The organism is Paucibacter sp. KCTC 42545 (assembly GCF_001477625.1).
Classification (GTDB): domain Bacteria; phylum Pseudomonadota; class Gammaproteobacteria; order Burkholderiales; family Burkholderiaceae_C; genus Paucibacter_A.
Window position 1 is genome coordinate 74,321 of record NZ_CP013692.1, and the last position, 22,288, is coordinate 96,608.

The 22,288-nt window shown below is 64.5% G+C and carries 19 protein-coding genes and 2 riboswitches; of the genes, 8 read left to right on the plus strand and 11 right to left on the minus strand.

All coding sequences use genetic code 11. The features are described 5' to 3' along the window. Positions 1 to 2: 2 nt before the first annotated feature. Together AT984_RS00380 and pepQ are read left to right on the plus strand one after the other, a co-directional pair. Positions 3 to 623, plus strand: coding sequence for a 5-formyltetrahydrofolate cyclo-ligase (locus AT984_RS00380; protein ID WP_082679670.1), 621 nt, complete (start codon positions 3 to 5; stop codon positions 621 to 623). 139 nt (positions 624 to 762) lie between these two features. Beyond that, positions 763 to 2,073 carry a Xaa-Pro dipeptidase gene (gene pepQ, locus AT984_RS00385; RefSeq protein WP_058718419.1) on the plus strand — a complete coding sequence of 437 codons (1,311 nt, stop codon included), beginning with the start codon at positions 763 to 765 and terminating at the stop codon, positions 2,071 to 2,073. Between the two features lie 93 nt (positions 2,074 to 2,166). On the opposite strand, the gene AT984_RS00390 is transcribed toward pepQ, so the two are convergent. The 5 genes from AT984_RS00390 to AT984_RS00410 form a co-directional block, all read right to left on the minus strand. Next, entirely contained in the window at positions 2,167 to 2,646 is a 480-nt protein-coding gene (locus AT984_RS00390) for a hypothetical protein (protein WP_156421834.1), read from the minus strand. A 123-nt stretch (positions 2,647 to 2,769) separates the two neighbouring features. Next, complete coding sequence (locus tag AT984_RS00395) at positions 2,770 to 5,157, minus strand: S53 family peptidase (protein WP_058718421.1); 2,388 nt, start codon at positions 5,155 to 5,157, stop codon at positions 2,770 to 2,772. A gap of 61 nt (positions 5,158 to 5,218) precedes the next feature. Beyond that, positions 5,219 to 5,305, minus strand: a riboswitch (cyclic di-GMP riboswitch). Positions 5,306 to 5,544: 239 nt separating this feature from the next. Then, positions 5,545 to 6,162: an OmpW/AlkL family protein gene (locus AT984_RS00400; RefSeq protein ID WP_058718422.1), complete on the minus strand. Its 618-nt coding sequence runs from the start codon at positions 6,160 to 6,162 to the stop codon at positions 5,545 to 5,547. 221 nt (positions 6,163 to 6,383) lie between these two features. After that, a complete protein-coding gene (locus AT984_RS00405; protein WP_058718423.1) occupies positions 6,384 to 6,998 on the minus strand; it encodes a response regulator transcription factor in 615 nt (204 codons plus the stop codon). After that, on the minus strand, positions 6,995 to 9,154 hold the full coding sequence (locus AT984_RS00410; protein ID WP_156421835.1) for a sensor histidine kinase: 2,160 nt from the start codon (positions 9,152 to 9,154) through the stop codon (positions 6,995 to 6,997). Before AT984_RS00410 ends, AT984_RS00405 begins: the two co-directional genes overlap by 4 nt. Before the next feature lie 154 nt (positions 9,155 to 9,308). On the opposite strand from AT984_RS00410, the gene AT984_RS00415 reads away from it, so the two are divergent. After that, positions 9,309 to 10,658, plus strand: coding sequence for an MFS transporter (locus tag AT984_RS00415; RefSeq protein WP_058718425.1), 1,350 nt, complete (start codon positions 9,309 to 9,311; stop codon positions 10,656 to 10,658). 77 nt (positions 10,659 to 10,735) lie between these two features. On the opposite strand, the gene metF is transcribed toward AT984_RS00415, so the two are convergent. The 3 genes from metF to ahcY all read right to left on the minus strand — a co-directional run bounded on the left by metF (position 10,736) and on the right by ahcY (position 14,051). After that, positions 10,736 to 11,578, minus strand: a complete 843-nt coding sequence (gene metF, locus AT984_RS00420) for a methylenetetrahydrofolate reductase [NAD(P)H] (RefSeq protein ID WP_058718426.1) — start codon at positions 11,576 to 11,578, stop codon at positions 10,736 to 10,738. Then, entirely contained in the window at positions 11,575 to 12,351 is a 777-nt protein-coding gene (locus tag AT984_RS00425; RefSeq protein ID WP_058718427.1) for a TlyA family RNA methyltransferase, read from the minus strand. The genes metF and AT984_RS00425 overlap by 4 nt, the downstream gene beginning before the upstream one ends. Positions 12,352 to 12,617: 266 nt before the next feature. Next, positions 12,618 to 14,051 carry an adenosylhomocysteinase gene (ahcY, locus tag AT984_RS00430; protein ID WP_058718428.1) on the minus strand — a complete coding sequence of 478 codons (1,434 nt, stop codon included), beginning with the start codon at positions 14,049 to 14,051 and terminating at the stop codon, positions 12,618 to 12,620. A gap of 136 nt (positions 14,052 to 14,187) precedes the next feature. Then, positions 14,188 to 14,309, minus strand: a riboswitch (S-adenosyl-L-homocysteine riboswitch). Between the two features lie 72 nt (positions 14,310 to 14,381). Here ahcY and AT984_RS00435 point away from each other — a divergent pair. From AT984_RS00435 to AT984_RS00445, 3 genes are all read left to right on the plus strand, one after another. After that, positions 14,382 to 15,170: an HAD-IIB family hydrolase gene (locus AT984_RS00435; protein ID WP_058718429.1), complete on the plus strand. Its 789-nt coding sequence runs from the start codon at positions 14,382 to 14,384 to the stop codon at positions 15,168 to 15,170. 75 nt (positions 15,171 to 15,245) lie between these two features. Continuing rightward, complete coding sequence (locus AT984_RS00440) at positions 15,246 to 16,214, plus strand: chemotaxis protein CheX (protein ID WP_197418209.1); 969 nt, start codon at positions 15,246 to 15,248, stop codon at positions 16,212 to 16,214. A gap of 70 nt (positions 16,215 to 16,284) precedes the next feature. Continuing rightward, positions 16,285 to 16,659 carry a response regulator gene (locus AT984_RS00445; RefSeq protein WP_058718431.1) on the plus strand — a complete coding sequence of 125 codons (375 nt, stop codon included), beginning with the start codon at positions 16,285 to 16,287 and terminating at the stop codon, positions 16,657 to 16,659. Here AT984_RS00445 and AT984_RS00450 read toward each other — a convergent pair. The 3 genes from AT984_RS00450 to metK form a co-directional block, all read right to left on the minus strand. After that, complete coding sequence (locus tag AT984_RS00450; protein ID WP_058718432.1) at positions 16,639 to 17,745, minus strand: DNA glycosylase AlkZ-like family protein; 1,107 nt, start codon at positions 17,743 to 17,745, stop codon at positions 16,639 to 16,641. The two genes, AT984_RS00445 and AT984_RS00450, sit on opposite strands and share 21 nt — an antisense overlap. Continuing rightward, complete coding sequence (locus AT984_RS00455; protein WP_082679671.1) at positions 17,742 to 18,809, minus strand: GGDEF domain-containing response regulator; 1,068 nt, start codon at positions 18,807 to 18,809, stop codon at positions 17,742 to 17,744. Before AT984_RS00455 ends, AT984_RS00450 begins: the two co-directional genes overlap by 4 nt. 272 nt (positions 18,810 to 19,081) lie before the next feature. Next, on the minus strand, positions 19,082 to 20,266 hold the full coding sequence (gene metK / locus AT984_RS00460; protein ID WP_058718433.1) for a methionine adenosyltransferase: 1,185 nt from the start codon (positions 20,264 to 20,266) through the stop codon (positions 19,082 to 19,084). Between the two features lie 193 nt (positions 20,267 to 20,459). Between metK and AT984_RS00465 the strand changes: the two genes are divergently transcribed. Both AT984_RS00465 and AT984_RS00470 read left to right on the plus strand, forming a co-directional pair. Beyond that, on the plus strand, positions 20,460 to 21,368 hold the full coding sequence (locus AT984_RS00465) for a lysophospholipid acyltransferase family protein (RefSeq protein ID WP_058718434.1): 909 nt from the start codon (positions 20,460 to 20,462) through the stop codon (positions 21,366 to 21,368). A gap of 4 nt (positions 21,369 to 21,372) precedes the next feature. Beyond that, positions 21,373 to 22,254, plus strand: coding sequence for a lysophospholipid acyltransferase family protein (locus AT984_RS00470; protein ID WP_058718435.1), 882 nt, complete (start codon positions 21,373 to 21,375; stop codon positions 22,252 to 22,254). Positions 22,255 to 22,288 lie beyond the last annotated feature (34 nt).

Genomic DNA, 22,288 nt, shown 5'->3' on the forward strand with positions numbered 1-22,288 from the left:
CAATGGTCTCAGATGTGTCTTTGCTGCTGGAGTACCGCGTGGACTTGACTGATGACCGTGCTGCTGAACGCCAGAAATTGCGCCCCAAGCTGATTCGTGAGCGCTTGGACATGCCCGACCGCCTGGAGCGCGCCGAGGTGCTGCAGAGCGTTTTGCGCGCCTGGCTGATTCCGCGCGATGAGTTGACCATCGGCGCTTACTGGCCCATTAAAGGCGAGTTTGATCCACTGCCGGCGCTGTACCGCTGGAGCGAATCTGACCCGCAGCGAAAGATCGGCCTGCCGGTGGTGGACAAGGTCCATGGCACGCTGAGTTTTCAGGTTTGGTACCCGGGCTGCCCGATGGAGGAGGATGCCTACGGCATCTTGAAGCCCAAGGACACCGAGGTGTTCGAGCCCGGCCTGGTGCTGGTACCTTGCCTGGGCTACGGACCCTTTGGCCTTCGCCTGGGTTATGGCGGCGGCTTCATGGACCGCACCTTGGCCTCGCTGACACCGCGCCCGGCCACGGCGGGCTTGGCTTATGCCCACGGCTTCCAGCCCTTGCTGAAAGCCTTGCCTCACGACGTGCCGCTGGACGCCATGCTCACCGAGGAGGGCGTGGTGTGGGACAAGAATGGCTGAGTGCGCAGGGCGCCGCGCTGCACATTGCAACTGCGCCGCACCTGCTTGACGCATCGGTTCGCCTCAGGCTTGCATCGCCGCGATGCATTAATATATTTATAAAATACAAGCCGAGCGGAATTTCGCTCACAATTCAGTCATGACTAAGACCTACTCCCACCACCTCCATCAACTGCAAGCTCAGGCCGAACAGGCGCTGGCGCGCTGTGGCTTTGATGCGCTTGTGATCGCCTCGGGCATCGAGAAGTACGCGTTTCTGGACGACCGGCCCTATCTGTTTGCGCCCAACCCGCACTTCAAGCATTGGCTGCCGCTGGTCAACCACCCGCACAGCTGGCTGCTGATCCGCCCTGGCCACAAGCCGCGGGTGGTGTACTACCAGCCGGACGATTTCTGGCATGTGCCGCCCAGCGACCCGGCCGGCGAGTGGACCGAATTGGTGGAGCTGGTGGTGATCGGCCAGCCCGATGAGGCGCGCGCCCATCTGCAAGTGCCTGGCCGCCTGGCCATCATTGGCGAGGCGGACGCCGCCCTGGACGGCGTGACGCCCAATAACCCGGCCGATCTGCTCAATATCCTGCACTATCAGCGCGCCAACAAAACCGGCTACGAGCTGGAGCAAATGCGCGCGGCCTCGCGCCGCGCCGTGCCGGCCCATCTGGCTGCCAAGGCCGCCTTCCTGGCCGGCGCCTCCGAGCTGGACATTCACCGCGCTTATTTGGCTGCCTGCGGCCACACCGACCGCGATCTGCCGTACACCAATATCGTGGCACTCAACGAGCATGGCGCGGTGCTGCACTACCAGTACCAAGAGGCGCAGGCCCCGGCCGAATCCCGCGCGCTGCTGATCGACGCTGGCGCGCAAGTGAACGGTTATGCCAGCGACATCACCCGCACCTGGAGCGCCGGTGATGCCATGTTCGACGCCTTGCTGGCGCGCATGGAAGCGGCCCAGCTGGCGCTGGTGGATGAGGTGCGTGCGGGCGTGGACTATCGCAGCATCCACCTCAGCACCCACGCCAAGGTGGCGGGCATTCTGCAGGACCTCGGCGTGGTCAAGCTGAGCGTTGCTGAGCAGCTGGCGCAGGGTGTGACGTCCACCTTCTTCCCGCATGGCATCGGCCATCTGATCGGCTTGCAGGTGCATGATGTGGGCGGCTTCATGGCTGACGACAGCGGCACGCTGTCGCCCAAGCCCGAAGGCCATCCCTATCTGCGCCTGACCCGTACGTTGACGCCTGGCATGGTGGTCACCATCGAGCCTGGCCTCTACTTCATCCCGACCTTGCTGAACAAGCTCAAGGCCACGCCCGCAGCCGCCGCGGTGGATTGGAATTTGGTGGCCCACCTGAGCCGCTTCGGCGGCGTGCGCATCGAGGACGATGTGGTCTGCCGTGCCGATGGCGCGCCGGAGAATCTGACGCGGGATGCGTTCGCGGCGCAGGCCTGATCAGCGGACTTGGTTTCGGCAGTATCTGCCGACTTGTGATGTAACTTCAGCCTGCAGGCTTAGCAAAGCCGGCTGGCTGAAGCGCAGCGCAGACTAGCGCGTACTTTGGTCGATGGCGCGATCCATCATGCGCTGACGTAAATCGTTATTGCTGTTCATATCTAGCACCTCGCGCAAGGCCGCCTTTTTGCCCGGCGCCGACGCGGCTCCGCCGGCCGATGCAGGCGTGCCCGTTGCGCCAGCTTGGCGGCCAGGCTCGGCCACGGTGTTGACCGTGCCGCCCGACACATCGCCCTGCGCATAGCCTGCTGGGCAGGCCACATCGGTGTAGACCACCTCGCGGCCGCGCAGGCATTTGCGCATCACGCCTTGCGGCAGCGGCTTGGCAGCACCCGGCAAGGGTTTGGCTGGTTCGGGAGCTTCACGGCGGCTGCCGTTGTCGAACTGAATCGGGCGGGCCTTGCCGGCGCCTGGGTTGATCAAGTCGCGTACAAATTCGGTGTTTCTGACATGCCAGCCGGCGGCCAGGGTGAGCAAAGCAAGAGCAATCCAGAGTAAGTAACGCAGAGGCATGGCGGGCAGCGACAAGGGGCTAAACGAGGTCTGTGATTCTGCGTCACAAGTCCTGTTTTAGCCCCTCAATTCCTGCCCCTCCTTTGGGGGAGGGGAGGTGTTTTGCCTTGCTTGGCCCGCGGCTTATTTGGCCGTGATGGTGATGGGCATCGTGGCGCTGGCCTGGCGGCCGGCCTGGTCGATCACCCGGATGTTCAGCACATAGTTGCCGGTGATGGGGGCGGGCCAGTAGGCTGTCACCGTCATGCCGCTGATCGAGAAGCCCATGCCTAGCGGCGCGCCGGCAATGCTCAGCGAGAGGCTGCTGGCGCCTGGGGCGGCAATGCTGATCGCGCCCGTCAACGGCTTGCCCGCGACGCCGCTGAGGGCCGGCGCTGTGATCTGTGGTCCGCTGACCGGCGGCGTGGTGCTGGCGGCAATCTTGAGGCTGATCACGCCCGTGCCGCTCAAGCCGGTCTTGCTGTCCTTGGCCGTCACGGTCACGCTATAGCTGCCCAGCACCGGCTTGGCCCAACTCAATACGCCGCTGGCGCTGATGCTCATGCCGGCGGGGGCGCCGCTGAGGGTGTAGCTGACAGGATTGCTGGCTGTGGTGCTAACGGTGTAATTGAGCGCCACATTGGGCTGGCCGGCAATGCTGGCGCTGGCCACCTTGGGAGCGGCGGGCGTAGCGATGGTGACGGTATAAACCGCTTGGCCGCTGAGGCCGGTCTTGCTGTCTTTGGCGCTGACGGTGACCGCAAAAGTGCCTGCCACTGGCGTGGGCCAGCTGACGGTGCCGTTCGCCGCAATGCTCATGCCGGCGGGGGCGCCGCTCAGGCTGTAAGTCAACGGGTTGGCGGCTTGGGCCGAGACGGTGAAGCTCAAGGCCGTACCAACTTGGCCGCTGATGCTGGCGGCGGTGAGCACCGGTGCCGGGCTGGCCACCGTGGCGCCGGAAGCCAGGCTCAGCAAGCTTGTGGCATTGGGTGAGCCCAAGCCCGTGGGCGTGTCGTAGCCGGCTTTGGCGGCGCAGCTGGCGCAAGTGCCGTTAGCGCCTTTGTTGATGTCTGCAAAAGCGCTGGCGTAGTTGCCGGGCACGCTGGCAACTTGTTGGTAGAGCATGCCGTGGGCGGCGCCCAGCGGGGCCTTGCCGCTTTGCGCTCGCATCGCATTGGCCACGGCCACCAAGCCCGCCCATTGAGGCGTGGCAAGGCTGGTGCCGCCGGCACTGATCCAGTTGATGGTGCTGCCCGATTGCACGGCCACGTACTGGCCGGTGTTGGGGTCGGCATTGAAGGCCACGTCAGCCACATTGCGGCGCGCGACCACACCCATGCCGGGCACGCTGCTGACTTGATAGCTGGGCGTGGCGGTATAGGCGCTGATGCCGCCGCCGCTGCCCGACCAGGCCGACTCCGCCCGTGCACCAGTGCCGGTGTAAGTCAAGCTGCTGCCGCCCACCGCCAAGACATTGGGCGAGACGGCAGGCCAGGACACGCCGACCCCCGAATCACCGGTGGCCGCCAGATAAGTCATCTTGGCGGCGCTGAAGGCAGCGTCTACCGAGGCGGTGTAATTGCCCTCGTTGGCGCCAAAGCTCATCGACACCACGCCGGGGCCCATGGCATTGGCCAGCTTGACGGCACCGAGCAAGCTGTTCAGCGAGGCGTCGGCCGCTTCGATCAAGACGATGCGGGCCAGCGGTGCGGTGGCGTGTGCCCATTGCACGTCCAAGGCGATCTCGGTGGCCCAGCCGGCGTTGTAGGCAGGTACTGCGCTGGTCATTCCCCCGGCCGGGGTGCTGTAAACCTGTGAAAGCTCGCAAGCGCTCGTGCTGGCCGCCGCTAGCGGCAGGCTGGTGGTGGTCGGGATTGCCTTGCTGTTGCAGCCTCTCAGGCCGAATTTCTGATTGAAAGCGGCCAGTTCGGCTGCGACATAGGGGTTGTGCATGGCATTGACGATGTAGATCGTCTGGCCGGCACCCAGTTGGGCGGCTTGGCTTGCACTGAGGGTACTGCCCGCAGCGGGCATGGGCGGCAGGGCATAGGCTGCCCGGATCTGCGCGGGTGTGTAGGTGGACACGACCGAGGCGGCGGCCATGGGGGCCACACTGTCGCCGCCCGCGGCCATGGCACGGGCACGCTGGGCCGCGGCCAGGGTCTGCACCGTCAGGCCGCGGCTAGAGAGTTGGCTGAACTCGGCGGGAATGCTTTGCTGGCGCGCTTGGCTTTGGGCAGAAGTGGAGGGGTCTTGCGCGTCACGGTTATCCGGTGGGTTCAGCAGCAGTGGGGCGGCGTGAAAGCTCGGGCTGGCTTGCAAGGCGGCAGCGGCATCGGGCAGGGCCTCGGTCGGCAGGTCCAGGGTGGTGATGCCGGTGGCCAGGGGTGCCGCGCTGGCGCTGCTGGCTGGCGCCACCAGCTCTTGCTTGCTGTTGTCGCCACCGCCGCAGGCGCTGAGCAGCAGGCCAAGGCTAGAGCTGAGGAGCAAGGCGCTGCTAAGACGGGCGCGGGATCCAGGGTACTGCTGCATGGCCGAGGCACTCCAAAAAATCGGGGCGAGGGCCACGCCAAAGCAGACGAGCTGGCGCTCATCCGGCAACCCCGCTGCCGTGGCGCTTGCGCGCGGTAGGCCGGTGGCTTTGCGTCCCCGCTTTTCAACGGGTTTGCCCTCTGATTGACTTCGCTGCTCGCGCCACTTCCGCGGCACTGCAGTTGTGATGGACTCTAGCGGCTGCGGCGTTTTGTGCGTATGCCGCCCGGCTGGAAGTGCGGGCGGGCGTGAATTAGTCGGCAGCGGCACTGTGGCAAAAGGGCGCCAAAAATGCAAAAACCGCAGCCGAGGCTGCGGTTTTTAAATGGGGCTGAAGGTGGGCGCACCCGGTGGTGCGCGCAGGCTTCGGCTCAAGCCATTGTCAGCTTAGAAGCGGTAGCCAACGCCAACGCCGACCAGCAGGGGGTCAACCTTGAAGTCGCCAGCCTTGACGCCGTTGGAGTAGACCTTGGTGCCGATCTGGACCTTCTTGACGTCCACGTTCAGGTACCAGTTCTTGGCGATCTGCACGTCAGCGCCAACTTGAACCGACAGGCCGAAGCTATTGTTGTCGATCGAAGGATTCAGCTTGCCAGCGCCTTCCAGGCTGGCGTCGAACTTCACGTCAGAGAAGTTGGTGTAGTTCACGCCCAGGCCCACATAAGGACGGAAGGTGCCAGTGGGGATGAAGTGGTACTGCAGCGACAGGGTCGGGGGCAGGTGCTTCAGGGTGCCGATCTTGGCGCCGCCGGCCTTCAGGTCGTGGCCTTGCGGGTAGGTCAGGATCAGTTCGGCAGCGATATTGGGGGTGATGAAGTAGGTGATGTCAACTTCAGGGATGACCTTGTTGTTGACGCTCAGGCCCAGGCCGGTCGTGTCTTTGTTGGCCGAGTCGAGGTTGACGGCACGGGCACGAACCATCCAGTTGCCTTCTTGCTGGGCTTGGGCAGCGAAGGTGGTGCAGGCCAGGGCGATGACGGCGAGGGAAGTAGCGAGCTTGTTCATGTTTGCAAGGTTTCCTAGTGAAGGGTTTGAATCCCGATGACGCTATTGAAACGGCCTGCAAGGGGTTAACCCTTGATATTTCGCAAACTCAAAAACGCCCAAGCCTGCCTGACGGGGCCTGTTTGAGTTAGCTCAAGAAAGCCTCTTGGCAGCTGCAGCGTTTGCGCAACTGAGGGCCACAGCAGGGCGGAACAGGCGTATGGGGAGGAGCGCTGGCGCCCTCATTCCTGCAGCCAGGCGTGTTGTTGCAACCAGCGGCCCAGCTCGTTGTCATTGGCAAAGGCCAGCTTGGCGAAGAGATGGGCGCGGTGGCTCTCCACCGAGCGGGGGCTGCAGGGCGGATTGAGCAGCCGCGCAATTTCCTTGTTCGGTGTGCCCAGGGCCACATGCCGGGCCACTTCTCGTTCACGCGGGGTCAGCAGGGTCCAGCGGGCCAGGGCTTCGGCGCGCGCATGCGCGGCATCCAGGGCCTGCGGCAGCTTGGCCAGCAGCTCGGCGGTATTGGGCTTGACCACCCAATCGAAAGCGCCCTTCTTGACGGCTTCGATGGCCATGGAAATCTCACCATGCCCTGACAAAAACAAGACGACCAGTGGGCTGCGCAGGGCCAGCAGGCGGTCGAACACCTCCAGGCCGCTGATGCCCTGGCCCATGCGCAGGTCCAGGATCACGCAGCCCGGCTGCAGCGGATTCAGCGCCTCCAGAAAGGCCTCGCCCGAGGCAAAGGCCTGCACCGGCTGACCGCTGGCGAACAGCAGCATCATCAGGGAGCGGCGCACGGCTTCGTCGTCGTCCACCACGTAGAGGCAATGGCGGTGGCTGGCGGGATTCTTCATGAGGAGATGGGCAGGCTGAGGCTGAAACGGGCGCCGGGGGCGTCCGCGCGATTCGTGGCGCTGAGCGCGCCGCCATGGGCTTCGGCAATGCTGCGGCAGATCTTCAAGCCCAGGCCCAAGCCATCGGGCTTGGTGCTGAAAAAGGGGTCGAAGAGCTGGCCCAGCAGCTCGGGCGCAATACCGGGGCCGCGGTCCAGAACCTGCAGTGTCATGGTCTGCCCTTCGACGCTGGCGCTGACCTCGATCTGGCGCCGTTCGGGCGGCAGATCCTGGCAGGCCTGCAGGGCGTTCATCAGCAGATTGATCATCAACTGCTCCAGCAGCAAAGGGTCACCGCGCACGGCTGGTAAGGCGTTCGGCAGCTGCACCTGCAAGCTGGCCTTGCGCAGGCGCAGCTCGGGCTCCAGCAGGGATTGCACGCGGCCCAGCAGGGCAGGAATGTCCACCGGCTCATGCACGCCGCCGCGCTGGCGCACCAGGCCGCGCAGACGTTTGACGATCTCGGCCGCGCGCTGCGCCTGGGCCACGATCTCGCCCAGGCTTTCGATCAGCAAGCCCTGGCTGTTGGGTGAAGCCTGTTCGGCGAAAGCACGCGCCGCCAGGGCGAAGTTGGACAAGGCCATCAGCGGCTGGTTCAACTCATGCGCCAGGGTGGAGGCCATTTCGCCCAGGCCGGCCAGGCGGGCGCTGCGCTGCAGTTGAGCGTCTTGCAATCGCTGGCGCTCCTCCGCCTGCTTCTGCGCCGTGATGTCCACCACCGAACTCATCCAGCCGCTGTGCTGGCCGGCGGCGTCAATCAAGGGCGCTGTGTAGACCATGGTGTAGACCTCATGGCCGTCCCGGTGCCGCACGCGGGACTCAAAGCCGTGCAGCGCGGCCTGGCCGCTCAGCGCCGCCTCGCTGTCGCGCCAGTGTTTGTCCAGATCATCGGGGTGCCAATAGGGGTAGGGCGGCTTGGCGCCCAGCAGTTCCTCGGCGCTGTAGCCCACCATTTCGCACAGGGCGGGGTTGACGTAGATGATGCGGCCATCCGGCGCCCGCGCGCGCATGCCCACCAGCAGCGAATCCTCCATGGCCTTGCGGAAGGCATGCGCCTCTTGCAGCTCCCGGGTGCGCTCTTGCACCCGATGCTCCAGTTCCAGGCGTGCTTGCCTTTGCTCGGCAAAGCGGCGTTCACGCAAGCGCCAGTACAGCCCCGCCAGCAGGGTGATGCCACCGGCCAAGGCGGCCAAGGCCTGTGCTTGGCGGCGAGCCTGGCGCAGCTCGGCCAGATCGCTCATCACGGTCAGCGTCCAGCCCAGTTCGGGCAGGGCCTGGTCCAGCGCCAGGAGCTGGCGCGCTTTGCCGGCGATGCGGGTTTGGATGCGGTACTCGGCCCGGCCGGGCTCGCGGGCCTCGACCCAGGGCATGGGCGCATAGCTGTGCTGGGCGCCGTACTGGCCATGCTGGTCAAGCCAGGCCAGATCGGCCGGGCTGAGTGGCCGGCGGCTGCGGTAGTACCAGTCCTTCACCGAGCCCAGAAAAGCGATGCCGCGGGCGTCGTAGAGCAGCACTGGGTCTGGCGCCTTGGCCCAGGTGCGCTCCAGCGCATCTAGGCTGACCTTGGCCACCATCACGCCTTGCACCTGCCCCGTCTCAGGAGCAGCCACGGGCGCGGCGATGAAGAGACCCGGCACGCCGGTAGTCAGGCCCACGCCGTAAAACACGCTGCGCTGCCCGCGCATGGCCTCTTCGAAATAGGGCCGGCTGGCGTAGTTCTGGTTCACAAAGCTGTCGGCCGTCTGCCAGTTGCTGGCTGCCAGGGCCTTGCCCTCGGCATCCAGCAAATAGAGCGCTGCGGCGCCGCTGTGCGCTTGCACCTGCGCCACATAGCGGTTGGCTTGCAGGCGCGCGTGCGTGCTTTCTGGTTGACGCAACAGGGCCAGGATCAGCGGGTGCTGGGCGGCGGTGAAGGGCAGGTAGTCGAACTTCTCCGCTGCGCCGCGCAGGCCCAGGGCGTGGACTTCCACCGCACGTTGCAGGCTTTGCACCTTGATCTGCAGCTCTCGCCGTTCGGCCCAGACGCCGGTCGCCCAGGCAGCCGCCACCAAGGCCAGCGCGGCCAGCAGGAGCAAAAGGCTGCGACGCAGCACGGGAGGCAAGTGGGGTCGGGGCATGAGGTTCTGAGGCGACTGCCACATTGTCGGCGGCGCCCAGCCGAGCCGGCGCTGCGTAGAACTACGCAGGCGGGCGCAGTGGCTCGAACGGATGTGCGGACGGGTTCGGCTTGCGAGACTGCGCCTACCTTAAAACAACAGGAGACCGCGCATCATGGACAAGACCCTAAGCCCCAAACTCAGCGGCGCCAGCGCGCCCACTGCAGCCCCGGAGCGCATCGACGCCGGTCGGCTCAAAGCCATTTTGGTGGGCTCGGCCGGCAATCTGGTCGAGTGGTACGACTTCTACTGCTACGCGGCCTTCTCGCTCTACTTCGCCAACTCCTTTTTCCCCGCTCAAGATGCCACGGCGCAGATGATGTCCACCGCAGGCATTTTTGCGCTGGGCTTTTTCGTGCGCCCGCTGGGCGGCTTGCTGTTCGGCAGCATCGGCGACCGCCTGGGCCGCCGCCAGGCCTTGATGACCTCGGTGCTGCTGATGTGCCTGGGCTCGCTGATCATTGCCTGCGCGCCGACCTATGCGATGGTGGGCGCCTGGGCGCCGGCCTTGCTGCTGCTGGCCCGTTTGCTGCAGGGCCTGAGCCTGGGCGGTGAGTACGGCTCCAGCGCCACCTATCTGTCCGAGATGGCCAGTTCCAAGCACCGCGGCTTCTACGCCAGCTTTCAGTATGTGACCCTGATCGGCGGGCAGCTGACGGCCTTGCTGGTGCTCTTGCTGCTGCAACACGTTTTCCTGAGCCCAGAGGAGTTGAAGGCCTGGGGCTGGCGCATCCCCTTCTTCATCGGCGCCTTGCTGGCCCTGGTAGCCCTGGCCATGCGCCGCGAGATGCCCGAGACCGCCTCGTTTGAGAAGGCCAAGCGCCAACGCGGCACAGAGGCGCTGGGCGGCTTGCGTCAGCTGGCTCGCTATCCCAAAGAGGTGATGGTGGTGGTGGGCCTGACCATGGGCGGCACCTTGGCTTTTTACGTCTACACCACGTACATGCAGAAGTTCCTGCGCCTCTCGGTGGGCCTGACGGACGCGCAGACCACGGCGGTCTCGGCCGCCTCCCTGGTGTTCGCCATGTGCTTGCAGCCGCTGTACGGCGCCCTGTCGGACCGCATCGGCCGCCGGCCTTTGCTGCTGGGCTTCGCTGTGCTGGGCACCTTGTTCACCGTGCCCTTGCTGACGGCGATTCGCCATGCGCAAGGCCCTTGGGAAGCCTTCGGCCTGATCGCCTGCGCCTGGTTGATTCTGTCGGGCTACACCTCCATCAACGCGGTGGTGAAAGCCGAAATGTTCCCCGCCGCCATCCGCACCACCGGAGTGGGCGTGCCCTATGCGGTGGCGGTGTCGGTGTTTGGCGGCACGGCCGAATACATCGCCCTGTGGTTCAAACAGGCCGGCAATGAGAGCGGCTTCTACTGGTACGCCACCGCCGTCATCGCCTGCACCTTGCTGGTCTACCTGGGCATGCGGGACACGCAAAAGCATTCGCAGATTGATGCGGAAGAGCGGGGCTGACTACTTGCGCTTTGAGATGAAAAAAAGCCGCGCCTTGAAGGGCGCGGCCTTTTTCTTGCCTGTGCGGGCTGAGTTGCTCAGCCGAGTTTGAGCCGCTTGCACAACTCCAGCGTCAGGCCGGATTGGTTCAGGGTGTAGAAGTGGATGCCGGGCGCGCCGCCTTCGATCAGGCGCTCGCACACGCGGCTCATCACGTCCAGGCCGAATGCGCGGATGGAGGCGGCGTCGTCCATAAAGCCTTCCATCTTCAGTGCGATCCAGCGCGGGATTTCGATGCCGTCACGCGCTGCGAATTGGGCGATGCGAGCGTAGTTGTGGAAAGGCATGATGCCCGGCACGATGGGGGCGTCAACGCCCAGCTTGCGGGCTTCGTCCACGAAGTTGAAGTAGGCGTCGGGGTTGAAGAAGAACTGGGTGATGGCGGCGTTAGCACCGGCCTTCATTTTGTCGGCGAAGTGCTGCAAGTCCTTGGCGGCGTAGCGCTGCTGCGGGTGGTATTCGGGGTAGGCGGCGACTTCGATTTGCCAGTCCGGCCCTTGCGTTTCGCGGATGAAGCGCACCAGTTCGGCGGCGTAGCGGAACTCTCCCGCTGTGGCTGTGCCGCTGGGCAGGTCGCCGCGCAGGGCGACGACGCGGCGGATGTTTTGCGCGCGGTAGGTGGCCAGGATTTCGGCGATGTTTTCGCGGGTGGAACCCACGCAGCTCAGGTGCGGCGCGGCTTCATAGCCGCTGGCGGCGATGTCCATCACCGTGGCCAGGGTCTTCTCGCGGGTGGAGCCGCCGGCGCCGTAGGTAACGCTGAAGTAGTGCGGATTCAGAACGCTGAGGTCCTTCACCACGGTCTTGAGCTTCTCGGTGCCCACGGGAGTGTTGGGCGGGAAGAACTCGAAGCTGACAGGGGTCTTGTTGGGCGTGCTCATGCTTGTTCCTTGCCCTCGGGCGAGCGCTGCGCCCAGAGGAAAAATTCTTTATTGCCGTCACCGCCGGTGATGGCGCTGTCGAAATAGTCTTTGACCCTCAGCCCCAGGCTGGCGCAAACCTCGCGGCTGCGCGTCTCCAGCAAGGGGTACTGCGCTGCATCCTTGACCAGGCCGCCGCGCGAGACGGCTTTGGGGCCGAGTTCGAACTGTGGCTTGATCAGCAGCAAGACCTGACCCTCAGGCTTGAGCCAAGGCAGCAGCTCGGGCAGCGCGCCCAGCATGGAGATAAAGCTGAGGTCGCCGACGATGAGATCGAAACCCGCCGCCGGCTTGTGTTCGTTCAGAGCGGATGCCGCCAGCTCGCGCACATGCAGGCCTTCCAGGGCGACGATGCGGGGTTCGTTCTTCAGTTGCTCATGCAGCTGGCCATGGCCCACATCCACACCGACCACCCGGGCTGCGCCGCTCTTGAGCAGGCAGTCCGAAAAGCCGCCGGTACTCTGGCCCATGTCCAGCACGGTCAGGCCGCTGACTGCCAGCCCGCTGTGCTTGAGCGCACCTTCGAGCTTGAGCCCGCCGCGCGAGACATAACGCAACTCCGCATCGTCATTGATGCGCAGCGCCACGCCTTCGAGCAAATCCAGCCCCGCCTTGGCCACCGGCGCCCAGCCTTTGGCCGAGTGCCACTCCACCGAGCCCGCCGCAATCAGCCTTTGGGCGATGGAGCGAGTGGTGCAGAGGCCCTGTGAGACCAGGAGTTGATCAGCGCGCATGGAACTTTGGAGACGATGGGAAAGGGCGCAGCGCAGCTGCGCTTTGGCCGGTTGATCGAGATCATCGGACCCGGGCGTCGCGAGCGCCTGTCAGGCAATGTGCTGGGGTCGGACACAAACAGTCCTGAGGACTGTTTGTGCCTACCTCAGGCCACGGCCTCTGGCCGTGGCGGGCGGATCCGCAGACCGGAACGTAGCAGCGCTACGTGAGGATCTGCGGAGGGACCCACAACGCCGTATGGCAGGCGCGCAGTAGCCCGTGACGATCAGTAACGGTAGGCGTCGGGCTTGTAAGGGCCTTGCTTGGGCACACCAATATAAGCCGCTTGCTCTTCGGTCAGCTCCGACAACTGCGCATTCAGCGTGGTCAGCTGCAGGCGTGCCACCTTCTCGTCCAGGTGCTTGGGCAGCACATAGACCTTGCCGATGTCGTAAGCGTCCTTGTGGGCGAACAGCTCGATCTGCGCAATCGTCTGGTTCGCAAACGAGGAGCTCATCACATAGCTGGGGTGGCCGGTGCCGCAGCCCAGGTTCACCAGGCGGCCCTTGGCCAGCAAGATGATGCGCTTGCCGTCCGGGAAGATCACGTGGTCGACTTGCGGCTTGATCTCTTCCCACTCGTACTTCTCGATCGAAGCGATGTCGATCTCGTTGTCGAAGTGACCGATATTGCAGACGATGGCGTTGTGCTTCATCACGGCCATGTGCTCGTGACGGATCACGCCCTTGTTGCCGGTGGTGGTGACGAAGATGTCGGCCTTGTCGGCGGCGTATTCCATCGTGACAACGCGGTAGCCTTCCATCGCGGCTTGCAGGGCGCAGATGGGGTCGATTTCGGTGACCCACACTTGTGCCGACAGGGCGCGCATGGCTTGGGCGGAACCCTTGCCCACATCGCCGTAGCCGGCGATGACGGCGATCTTGCCGGCGATCATCACGTCGGTGGCGCGCTTGATGCCGTCCACCAGGGACTCGCGGCAGCCGTAGAGGTTGTCGAACTTGCTCTTGGTGACCGAGTCGTTGACGTTGATGGCGCGGAACAGCAGGCTGCCCTTGGCCGACATTTCCTTCAGGCGATGCACGCCGGTCGTCGTTTCTTCGGTGACGCCGATGATCTCGCGGCTCTTGCGGGTGTACCAAGTCGGGTCAACGGCGACCTTGGCCTTGATGGCGGCGAACAGCACGCGCTCTTCTTCGCTGCCGGGGTTGGCCAGCACCGACAGATCCTTCTCGGCCTTCTGGCCCAGATGCATCAGCAAGGTGGCATCGCCGCCGTCGTCCAGAATCATGTTCGGGCCTTCACCGGGGGTGCCGGCGGCGCCGAAGTCGAAGATGCGGTGGGTGTAATCCCAGTAGTCTTCCAGCGTTTCACCCTTGTAGGCGAACACCGGCGTGCCTGCGGCCACCAGGGCGGCAGCGGCTTGGTCTTGCGTGGAGTAGATATTGCACGAAGCCCAGCGCACTTCGGCGCCCAGGGCTTGCAGGGTTTCGACCAGCACGCCGGTCTGAATGGTCATGTGCAACGAACCGGCAATGCGTGCGCCCTTGAGCGGCTGGCTGGCGGCGTATTCCTTTCGGATGGCCATCAGCGCGGGCATTTCGCACTCGGCGATATTGAGTTCCTTGCGGCCCCAGGCGGCAAGCGAGAGGTCGGCAACGAGGAATTGGTCGGGGGACAGTGTGGTGTTGGTGGCAGTCATGGCGAGCGAGCTCCTTCAGGGTTTGAAGCCGCTGTCGCTTGATGCAGGGGAGGTGTGAGCCGCTGGCATTTGGCTTGCTCGTCAATTTGCACAAGCAGCTCCGCCTTGGACGCACGATCACCCACAAAAAAACAGCAGCGGGTGAGCGCGGTTGCAATGAATCGGCACAGCAGCTGTTTCGGGTGGAAACGGCGGTGCAAGATTCGATCCCGAGCCTGGCCGCATGTTTGGCATGCGGTTGCAACGCTCCTCGGAATGCGGTGATTCTAGTCGCATTGCCGCGGTTGGTCGCAGGAACAGTGCCCGAAATGAAGACAATCTCGACCCATCATGCATGCACTTTCTTCTTGCCCTCCCGCCCGTTTGCGCCCGCTTGTGGGCCTGCTCACCGATATCGACGACACCTTGACGGCCGATGGCGCCATCGCCCCCGCGGCCCTGCAGGCCTTGTTTGATCTACATGCCGCTGGCGTGCCCGTCATTGCCATCACCGGTCGCCCGGCGGGCTGGAGCGAGCCCTTCGCGCTGGCTTGGCCGGTGAAAGCCATCGTGGCCGAAAACGGCGCCGTGATGCTCCGGCGCAGGGCTGATGGCGGTTTGCAGCGCGACTTCACCCAGGATGCTGCGACGCGGGCCAGCAATTTTGAGCGCCTGCAGTGCTGCGCGGCCGACCTGCTGCTGCGCGTGCCGGGCTGCCAACTGGCAAGCGACAGCGCCGGCCGCTTGACCGATATCGCGGTCGATCACAGCGAGCATGCGCATCTGGCGCCGGCGCAGATCGAGGCCGTCTGCGCGGTGATGCGGGAGCATGGCTTGCAGGCCACGGTCAGCTCCATCCACATCAACGGCTGGATAGGCGCGCACAACAAGTGGACCGCCGCCCAGTGGGCCGTGCCCGAACTGACGGGCCGACCCTTTGTGGCCGAGGACTGGTTGTATGTGGGTGACTCCAGCAACGACCAGATCATGTTCGCCCATATGCCCCACAGCGTGGGTGTGGCCAATATCGCCCGCTTTGTGCCGCAGCTGCAAAGCCTGCCCGACTTTGTCACCGAAGCCGAGCGTGGCGATGGTTTTGCCGAGTTGGCCCAGGCGGTGTTGCAGGCGAAGCGCGATTAACCTACAGATTGAAGCGCGGCTGCCGATAGCTCTGGCACGTGTACGAGGCTCCGTCGGGCCCGGGGGATGTGGCGCATGACTGAAACCACCCAACTTGAGGCCAAGGTCTTGTTGCTGGAGCACGACTCGGCCCAGTACCAAGCCTTGAGCGAGTTCTGCCTGTCGGTGGGCCTGCTGGCCTTGCCGCGTTCGGCTGTGGATGCCCTGGCAACGCTGGCGCAACACAAGGATCTGGGCGGCGTGCTGCTGGCCGAAGATCTGCCTTGTGAAGAGGGCAGCGACGCCATGCAACTGGCGCGCGCCATTCACAAGCTGCGGCCTGAGTTGCCGATTTTTCTGCGCCGCTGCAGCGACCGCCCCTTAACGCCCGAGGATCAAAACCGCATCCGCCATAGCTGGGCCACCGGCGATCTGGCGCAACTGCAGGCCGCCGTTGAACACAATATCTTCAGCCTGCGCTACCCCACCCGGCTGGTGCAGGGCGTGGTCAAGCTGACCTGCCAGGCTTTGGGCGCGATGTTCCCCTTTGCCCGCGTGGAGGCCGAGTCGCCCTATGTGGTGCACGACCGCATCATTCACGGCGAAGTGTCCACCTTGATCGCAATTGAAAGCACCTGGTGCCGCGGCTACATGATGCTGCAGACGGAGGAGCGCGCCTTGCGGCAAGGCCTGATCCAGGGCTTCAGCTACGAGGGCATTGGCGGGGATCTGAACTTTCGCGAGCTCAACAATATGCTGGGCGAGACGACCAATCTGATCTGGGGCGCGTTCAAGAATCGCTACATCCCGCCCAAGGCCTTCACCAATCAGCAGACCCAGGTGCCCATCGTCATCAACCATGAGCACAAATACATCTCGTTTGGTTCGCAAGACCCGCAGCTGTGCATTCGCTACCAGCTCTCGGACCCGGCGCGGCCGGGCTTGCCGCCCTTGATGATCGTGCAGCGCTTCATCTTCAATCTGCACTGGTCGCCCGACGAATTCGCCGAATTCGACAGCAATCCACCAGAAGTCGGTCCCACCGGCGAGTTGGAACTATTCTGATCCGCAAGAACGTGATTACGATCTAGGCAATGAGTTCACCGCAGTGACGGTGACGCGAGGAGTTTTTGAAATGGCAAATGTTCTTGTGGTTGACGACTCCAGCACGATGCGGGAAATCGTTGCCAGCTTTCTGAGCAAGAACGGCTTTGAGGTGGCCGTGGCCAAGGATGGCCGCGACGGGCTTTTCAAACTGCAGAGCGACCCTGCCATCCGGCTGGTGATCAGCGACGTCAATATGCCCAATATGGATGGCCTGGCGATGGCAGAAAAGATCCGTCAGGACGTCACCGGCCGGGTGGTTCACATCGTCATGCTGACCACCGAAGACAACCCCGCCATGCGTGCGCGCGGCAAGGCCATCGGCGTGACCGGCTGGATCGTCAAGCCCTTCCGCGGCGATGCCGTGCTGGGCCCCTTCCGCAAGCTATGCGAGGTCCAGGCTTAGAAATAAGCGCAGGCGCTCGATCTCGCTTTGCAAGGCGCCCTCAAAGGCCGGGTCGCTCGGTGCGCTGCCGCTCAGGTAGCCGCACTGCAACTGCAACTCACCCGCCACCACGCTGGCATTGGCCCAGCCCAGCACCTCGCCGCGCCACAGCATGGGCAGAGCGTAATAGCCCAGCTTGCGTTTGGGCGCGGGCGTGTAGGCCTCGAAGCGATAGGCCCAGCCCCAGAACAACTCGAAGCGCAGGCGATCCCAGACGATGGGGTCGAAGGGCGCCAGCAGGCGCACTTCCTCATCCAGCCGCCAGCGCCGGCTGCGCGGATCTTCATCCTCCGGCCAGAACCAAGTGTGGCCCGCCACCTGCGTGTGGGCGAAAAGGTGCTTGGCCTGGGCCTGCACGCGCTTGACTTCGGCTTGCAGCTGCGGCGCGCCGTAACGGCTCATGCTGCACAGCTGGCCCAGGCTGCGCGCCGGCAGTGGGGCGTATTTCTGCAGCACCAGCCGCACCAGGGCTTCGGCCTTTTGCTGCGGGCTGCTGGCTTCGTCGGGCGCGTGTTGCACCGCCTCGTAAATGCGTTGGCCTTGCTCACGCCGCTTGACGCGCAGCAGGCCGCGGTAGTGCATGGCGTCCAGCAAATGGGTGATGGCATTGCTGCTGCCGCCCCAGGCATTGCGGGTCTGGCCGAGCTGGAATTCGGCTTGCACCTCCCGCGGGTGCGTGGCGCCGCGGCCGCGCACAAAGGCTTGAACTGCCTGGGCCTGTGCATGGGTTTTGGCATCCCAGCTGCGTCGCGCCACACGGGGATGCAGCAGGGCCAGATGCTCACGCGGCACAAAGCCGTAGTTGACGAAGCAGTCTTCCTCTACGCCTAAACGGGCGTAGCGTTGCTCCAACTCGCCGGCGCGGTAGTCTTTGACCCGCAGCCTCAGGGTCAGGTCTTGCGCGCGCGCCGGGGCGCGGATCGGATCGGCCTGCACAAAGCCCAGGCGCTTGATTGCGGCGGGCAAGGTGGTGGGTTTGAACAAGCTGCGCGCGATGGCGTAGCGGCGCAAATCTTCAAGGCAGGGGCTGGTTGGCTTGGGGCTCATTGCTCGCGGGGAGGGGGCTGCGGCGGGCCCGATTCTGCCGCTGAGCTAGGCGCGGCGCGGCCCGCGGAGCGTTGCTCACGCGTGTCCATCTGCATCTCGAAGCTGAAAAAGCAGTTGCGCCCGCGAGATTTGGCGGCATACAAGGCTTCGTCGGCGCGTCGCACCAGGCCTTCGACCGAGGTGCTGGCGTCAGGGATGCATGTGGTGATGCCGCCCGACATGGTCAGGTGGGAGGCGACGGCGGAGCGCGGGTGCGGCAGGGCGGTCACTTCCAGCGTGCGCATCAGCGCGCGCGCGAAGGTCATGGCGCCGGAGCGCGGCGTGCAGGGCAGGATGAGCGCAAATTCTTCGCCGCCGTAGCGCGCCGGGTAGTCGCGCGGCCGCCGGCACATGCCTTGCAGCAAGGCGCCGGCGCGCTGCAGGCAGGCATCGCCCTCGACATGGCCCAGGCTGTCGTTATAGCCCTTGAAAAAGTCGATATCGCACAACACCAGGGTCAGCGGCTGCTGCTCGCGCTGGGCGGCAACGATCTCGTGCTGCAAGCGGCTGTCAAAGCCGCGCCGGTTGGGCAGGCCGGTGAGGGCGTCTTCCACGCTGATGCGGGTCAGTTGCTCATTGGCAATGCGCAATTCTTCGGAGAGTTCGATCAAGCGGCCCTGCATGCGCCGCAGCCGCTGCATGGCTCTCAATTTGGCCTGCAGCACGGTGCTGGAAACGGGCTTGACGAGGTAGTCGTCACCGCCCGATTCAATCGCCTGCCAGATGCTGTGATCTTGTGTCACCGAGGACAAAAAGATGATGGGCGTCCAGCCACCGGCTTCGGCCGCGCGCATCTGGCTGGCGACCCAATAGCCATCGTGGCCGGGCATTTCCACATCCAGCAGCACCAGGTCGGGCTGGTGTTGCTGAAATCGAGCCAGGGCTGTTTCGGCGGAGTCTGCCTGCACGACGATGTGACCCACTTCTTGCAGCTGCTGGCTCAGCACGAAGCGCGTGGTCGCTTGGTCATCGACGACCAAGATCTTCAGCGGCGGCAGGGCGGTGGGCATCAAGGGCAGCTGCATGACGATCCGGCGGTAGGCGGGCGTTGGTATAGGCGCACGGGAGGGTGCTTGAAGATTATGTGCCGCGTGGCGCGGCTGGATCTACGTAGTGACCCTGGATGTGTGGCGCGGCGGTGTTTGCCGTTCGGCCATGAAAAAAGGCGACCCTGTGGAGGGTCGCCTTGTTGGCTTTATGGGTGACACCGCGCTATGTCAGTCTTTTGGTCTCCTCTCACATCCGCTGTGCGGATATGAGCGTCGCCCGAGAACGTTCAAGCCGCGACGCGGTGGCCTTACAGGCCAGCGGCTGCGCGCAGCGCTGCCGCCTTGTCCGTTCTCTCCCAAGTGAACTCAGGCTCTTCGCGGCCGAAGTGGCCGTAGGCGGCGGTCTTGCTGTAGATCGGGCGCAGCAGGTCCAGCATCTGGATGATGCCCTTGGGGCGCAGGTCGAAGTGCTCGTTGACCAGTGCGGCGATCTTGTCGTCGCTGATGACGCCGGTGCCTTCGGTGTAGACGGTCACATTCATCGGGCGGGCCACGCCGATGGCGTAGGCCACCTGGATCTGGCACTGGCGCGCCAGGCCGGCGGCGACGATGTTCTTGGCCACATAGCGGGCGGCGTAGGCGGCCGAGCGGTCAACCTTTGTTGGGTCCTTGCCGCTGAAGGCGCCGCCGCCGTGCGGGCAGGCGCCGCCGTAGGTGTCGACGATGATCTTGCGGCCGGTCAGGCCGCAATCACCTTGCGGGCCGCCGATGACGAAGCGGCCTGTCGGGTTGATCAGGTATTTGGTGTCCTCGGTCAGCCATTCCTTGGGCAGCACCGGCTTGATGATCTCTTCGCGGATGGCCTCGTAGAACTCGGGCTTCATCTTGTCGCCCAGGCTCATCTCGGGTGCATGCTGGGTGGACAAGACCACCGTGTCGATGCTGTGCGGCTTGCCGTTGACGTAGCGCAGCGTGACCTGGCTCTTGGCGTCGGGGCGCAAGAAGGGCAGGCGGCCGTCCTTGCGCAGCTGGGCCTGGCGCTCCACCAGACGGTGGGCGTAGTAGATCGGCGCGGGCATCAGCTCCGGCGTTTCATCGCAGGCGTAGCCGAACATCAGGCCTTGGTCGCCGGCGCCGGTGTTGAGGTGGTCATCGGAGGCATGGTCAACGCCTTGGGCGATGTCATTGCTCTGCTTGTCATAGGCCACCAGCACGGCGCAGCCCTTGTAGTCGATGCCGTATTCGGTGTTGTCGTAACCGATGCGCTTGATGGTGTCGCGCGCCACCTGGATGTAGTCCACATGGGCGTTGGTGGTGATTTCACCCGCCAGCACCACCAGGCCGGTGTTGCACAGGGTTTCAGCCGCGACGCGAGAAAGCGGGTCTTGGGTGAAGATTGCGTCGAGAATCGCGTCCGAGATCTGATCCGCGACCTTGTCGGGGTGACCTTCGGAAACCGATTCAGACGTAAAAAGAAAATCGTTGTTCGCCACTTTTACACTCCTAATATTTCAACAGTTCATCGGCGTTGCCGTGCTGTCGGGAGACGCGGCGAACGCTTTAGCAGCATTTGTTGAGCAGCATCGCTGCCCGGCGGAAATCTGATCTCGGAATAAGCCCAGGAAAAAACATCCGCATCGCCCCGCAAGTTGTCCAGTAACTCGGCGATGGGACAATTATAGAAATATGTTGCAGCTGTTTCGTCTACTGTCCAAATTACCCCTGCGCTGGTTGCATGCCGTCGGTGTGATTGCCGGCTGGCTGACCTATTGGGCCTCCGCCACTTACCGGCGCCGCTTCCAGGCCAATGTGCGCGTGGCCGGCCTGAGCTGGGCGGCGGCGCGCGGCGGCATCGCCCATGCCGGGCGCATGATTGTGGAGACCCCCTGGCTATGGATGCGCCCACCGGGCCAGCCCCTGGGCGATGCGGTGCAGTGGCAAGGTGCGGAGCTGGTCGAGGCGGCCATGGCTCAGGGCAAGGGCCTGATGCTGCTCACGCCCCATCTGGGTTGTTTTGAAATCTGCGCGCAGGCCGTGGCCGAGCGCTTCGGCGCCGTGGCGCCCTTGACCGTGCTGTTTCGCCCGGCCCGCCAGGCCTGGCTGCGCGAGGTGGTGGATGCTTCGCGCGAGCGGCCCTGCTTGAATACGGCGCCCGCCAATCTGGCCGGGGTGCGGCAGATGCTGCGCGCGCTGCGCCAAGGCCACACCATCGGCCTGCTGCCCGACCAAGTGCCGCCTCAGGGCCTGGGCGTCTGGGCGCCCTTTTTTGGCGAGCCGGCTTACACCATGACCATGGCCGGCAAGCTGCTGCAGCAAACCGGCGCGGCCGCCTTGCTGATGTGGGGCGAGCGTCTGCCCAAGGGCCGTGGTTTTGTGGTGCATGTGCGGCCCGGCCCGGTGATTGCGGCGGAGGCCTCGCCGGAGGCGGCCGCGACGGCCATCAACCAAGCCATGGAAGAATTGATTCGCCTGGCGCCCGCGCAGTACTTGTGGGGCTATCACCGCTACAAACAGCCGCGCGAACTCGATATCGCTGCGGCGCCGGTGGCAGCCGCCGCACCCGCCGCAGCCTCAAATAAGAACAAGGAAAGCTAAGCGCATGTTGTCGAAATTGGGTGCCTATCTCTTGATTGGCCTGCTGTGGCTCTTGCACTTTTTGCCCTTGGGAATCCTGGCCGCCTTTGGCCGTGGCTTGGGGGCTTTGCTGTGGGTGTTGGCGGGGCGGCGGCGCCGCATCGCGCTGCGCAATCTGGAACTCTGCTTCCCGGAAAAAGACGCCGCCGAGCGCGAGCGCCTGGCGCGTGAGCATTTCGGCTGGATGGGGCGCAGCCTGCTGGAGCGCGGCCTGATCTGGTTTGCCTCGCCCGCCCGCCTGCGCCGCATCTTGCATGTGAAGGGCGATATCACCTTGTCCGAGCGCGGCTCGGTGATGTGGTATCTGCCGCACTTTGTGGGCCTGGAATGGGTAGGCCCGGCCATCATGCTGAATCAAAAAGCGCCGGGGGTGGACATCTACCAAAGCCAGAGCAACCCGGTCTTCGACAAATACCTGTTGATCGGCCGCCAGCGCTTCGGCAAAACCGCTTTTGTTGACCGCAGCGAAGGCTTTCGCCCGGTGATGCGCTTGATCAAGCAGGGCTATTCCTTTTTGAACGCGCCGGACCAAGACTTCGGCATCAAGGACTCCGCCTTCGTGCCTTTCTTTGGCGTCTCGGCCTGCACCTTGCTGGCGCCGTCCAAGGTGGCGCGCAGCATGAAGATGCCGGTGCAGCCGCTGGTGGTGACCATGTTGCCGGGCGGCCAAGGCTATGAAGTTGAGGCTTGCGAGCCGCCTGCCGGCTACCCCAGCGACGACCCGCTGGCCGACGCCCACACCATGAACGCCTGGCTGGAGGATCGCATCCGCCGCAACCCGGCCCAGTATCTGTGGGTGCACAGGCGCTTCAAGACGCGGCCGCAGGGCGAGCCCTCGGTGTATTGAGTTACTTGAGTGACGCATCGCTGAGTTTTGCCGC

Excerpts from the sequence above, each read along its gene's own strand:
- AT984_RS00470 (WP_058718435.1), top strand. The coding sequence starts at position 21,373 with ATGTTGTCGAAATTGGGTGCCTATCTCTTGATTGGCCTGCTGTGGCTC.
- metF (WP_058718426.1), bottom strand. The coding sequence starts at position 11,578 with ATGAGCACGCCCAACAAGACCCCTGTCAGCTTCGAGTTCTTCCCGCCC.
- AT984_RS00380 (WP_082679670.1), top strand. The coding sequence starts at position 3 with ATGGTCTCAGATGTGTCTTTGCTGCTGGAGTACCGCGTGGACTTGACT.
- AT984_RS00390 (WP_156421834.1), bottom strand. The coding sequence starts at position 2,646 with ATGCCTCTGCGTTACTTACTCTGGATTGCTCTTGCTTTGCTCACCCTG.
- AT984_RS00425 (WP_058718427.1), bottom strand. The coding sequence starts at position 12,351 with ATGCGCGCTGATCAACTCCTGGTCTCACAGGGCCTCTGCACCACTCGC.
- pepQ (WP_058718419.1), top strand. The coding sequence starts at position 763 with ATGACTAAGACCTACTCCCACCACCTCCATCAACTGCAAGCTCAGGCC.
- AT984_RS00405 (WP_058718423.1), bottom strand. The coding sequence starts at position 6,998 with ATGAAGAATCCCGCCAGCCACCGCCATTGCCTCTACGTGGTGGACGAC.
- AT984_RS00455 (WP_082679671.1), bottom strand. The coding sequence starts at position 18,809 with ATGCAGCTGCCCTTGATGCCCACCGCCCTGCCGCCGCTGAAGATCTTG.
- AT984_RS00440 (WP_197418209.1), top strand. The coding sequence starts at position 15,246 with ATGACTGAAACCACCCAACTTGAGGCCAAGGTCTTGTTGCTGGAGCAC.
- ahcY (WP_058718428.1), bottom strand. The coding sequence starts at position 14,051 with ATGACTGCCACCAACACCACACTGTCCCCCGACCAATTCCTCGTTGCC.
- AT984_RS00435 (WP_058718429.1), top strand. The coding sequence starts at position 14,382 with ATGCATGCACTTTCTTCTTGCCCTCCCGCCCGTTTGCGCCCGCTTGTG.
- AT984_RS00400 (WP_058718422.1), bottom strand. The coding sequence starts at position 6,162 with ATGAACAAGCTCGCTACTTCCCTCGCCGTCATCGCCCTGGCCTGCACC.
- AT984_RS00465 (WP_058718434.1), top strand. The coding sequence starts at position 20,460 with ATGTTGCAGCTGTTTCGTCTACTGTCCAAATTACCCCTGCGCTGGTTG.
- AT984_RS00445 (WP_058718431.1), top strand. The coding sequence starts at position 16,285 with ATGGCAAATGTTCTTGTGGTTGACGACTCCAGCACGATGCGGGAAATC.
- AT984_RS00415 (WP_058718425.1), top strand. The coding sequence starts at position 9,309 with ATGGACAAGACCCTAAGCCCCAAACTCAGCGGCGCCAGCGCGCCCACT.
- AT984_RS00450 (WP_058718432.1), bottom strand. The coding sequence starts at position 17,745 with ATGAGCCCCAAGCCAACCAGCCCCTGCCTTGAAGATTTGCGCCGCTAC.
- AT984_RS00410 (WP_156421835.1), bottom strand. The coding sequence starts at position 9,154 with ATGCCCCGACCCCACTTGCCTCCCGTGCTGCGTCGCAGCCTTTTGCTC.
- AT984_RS00395 (WP_058718421.1), bottom strand. The coding sequence starts at position 5,157 with ATGCAGCAGTACCCTGGATCCCGCGCCCGTCTTAGCAGCGCCTTGCTC.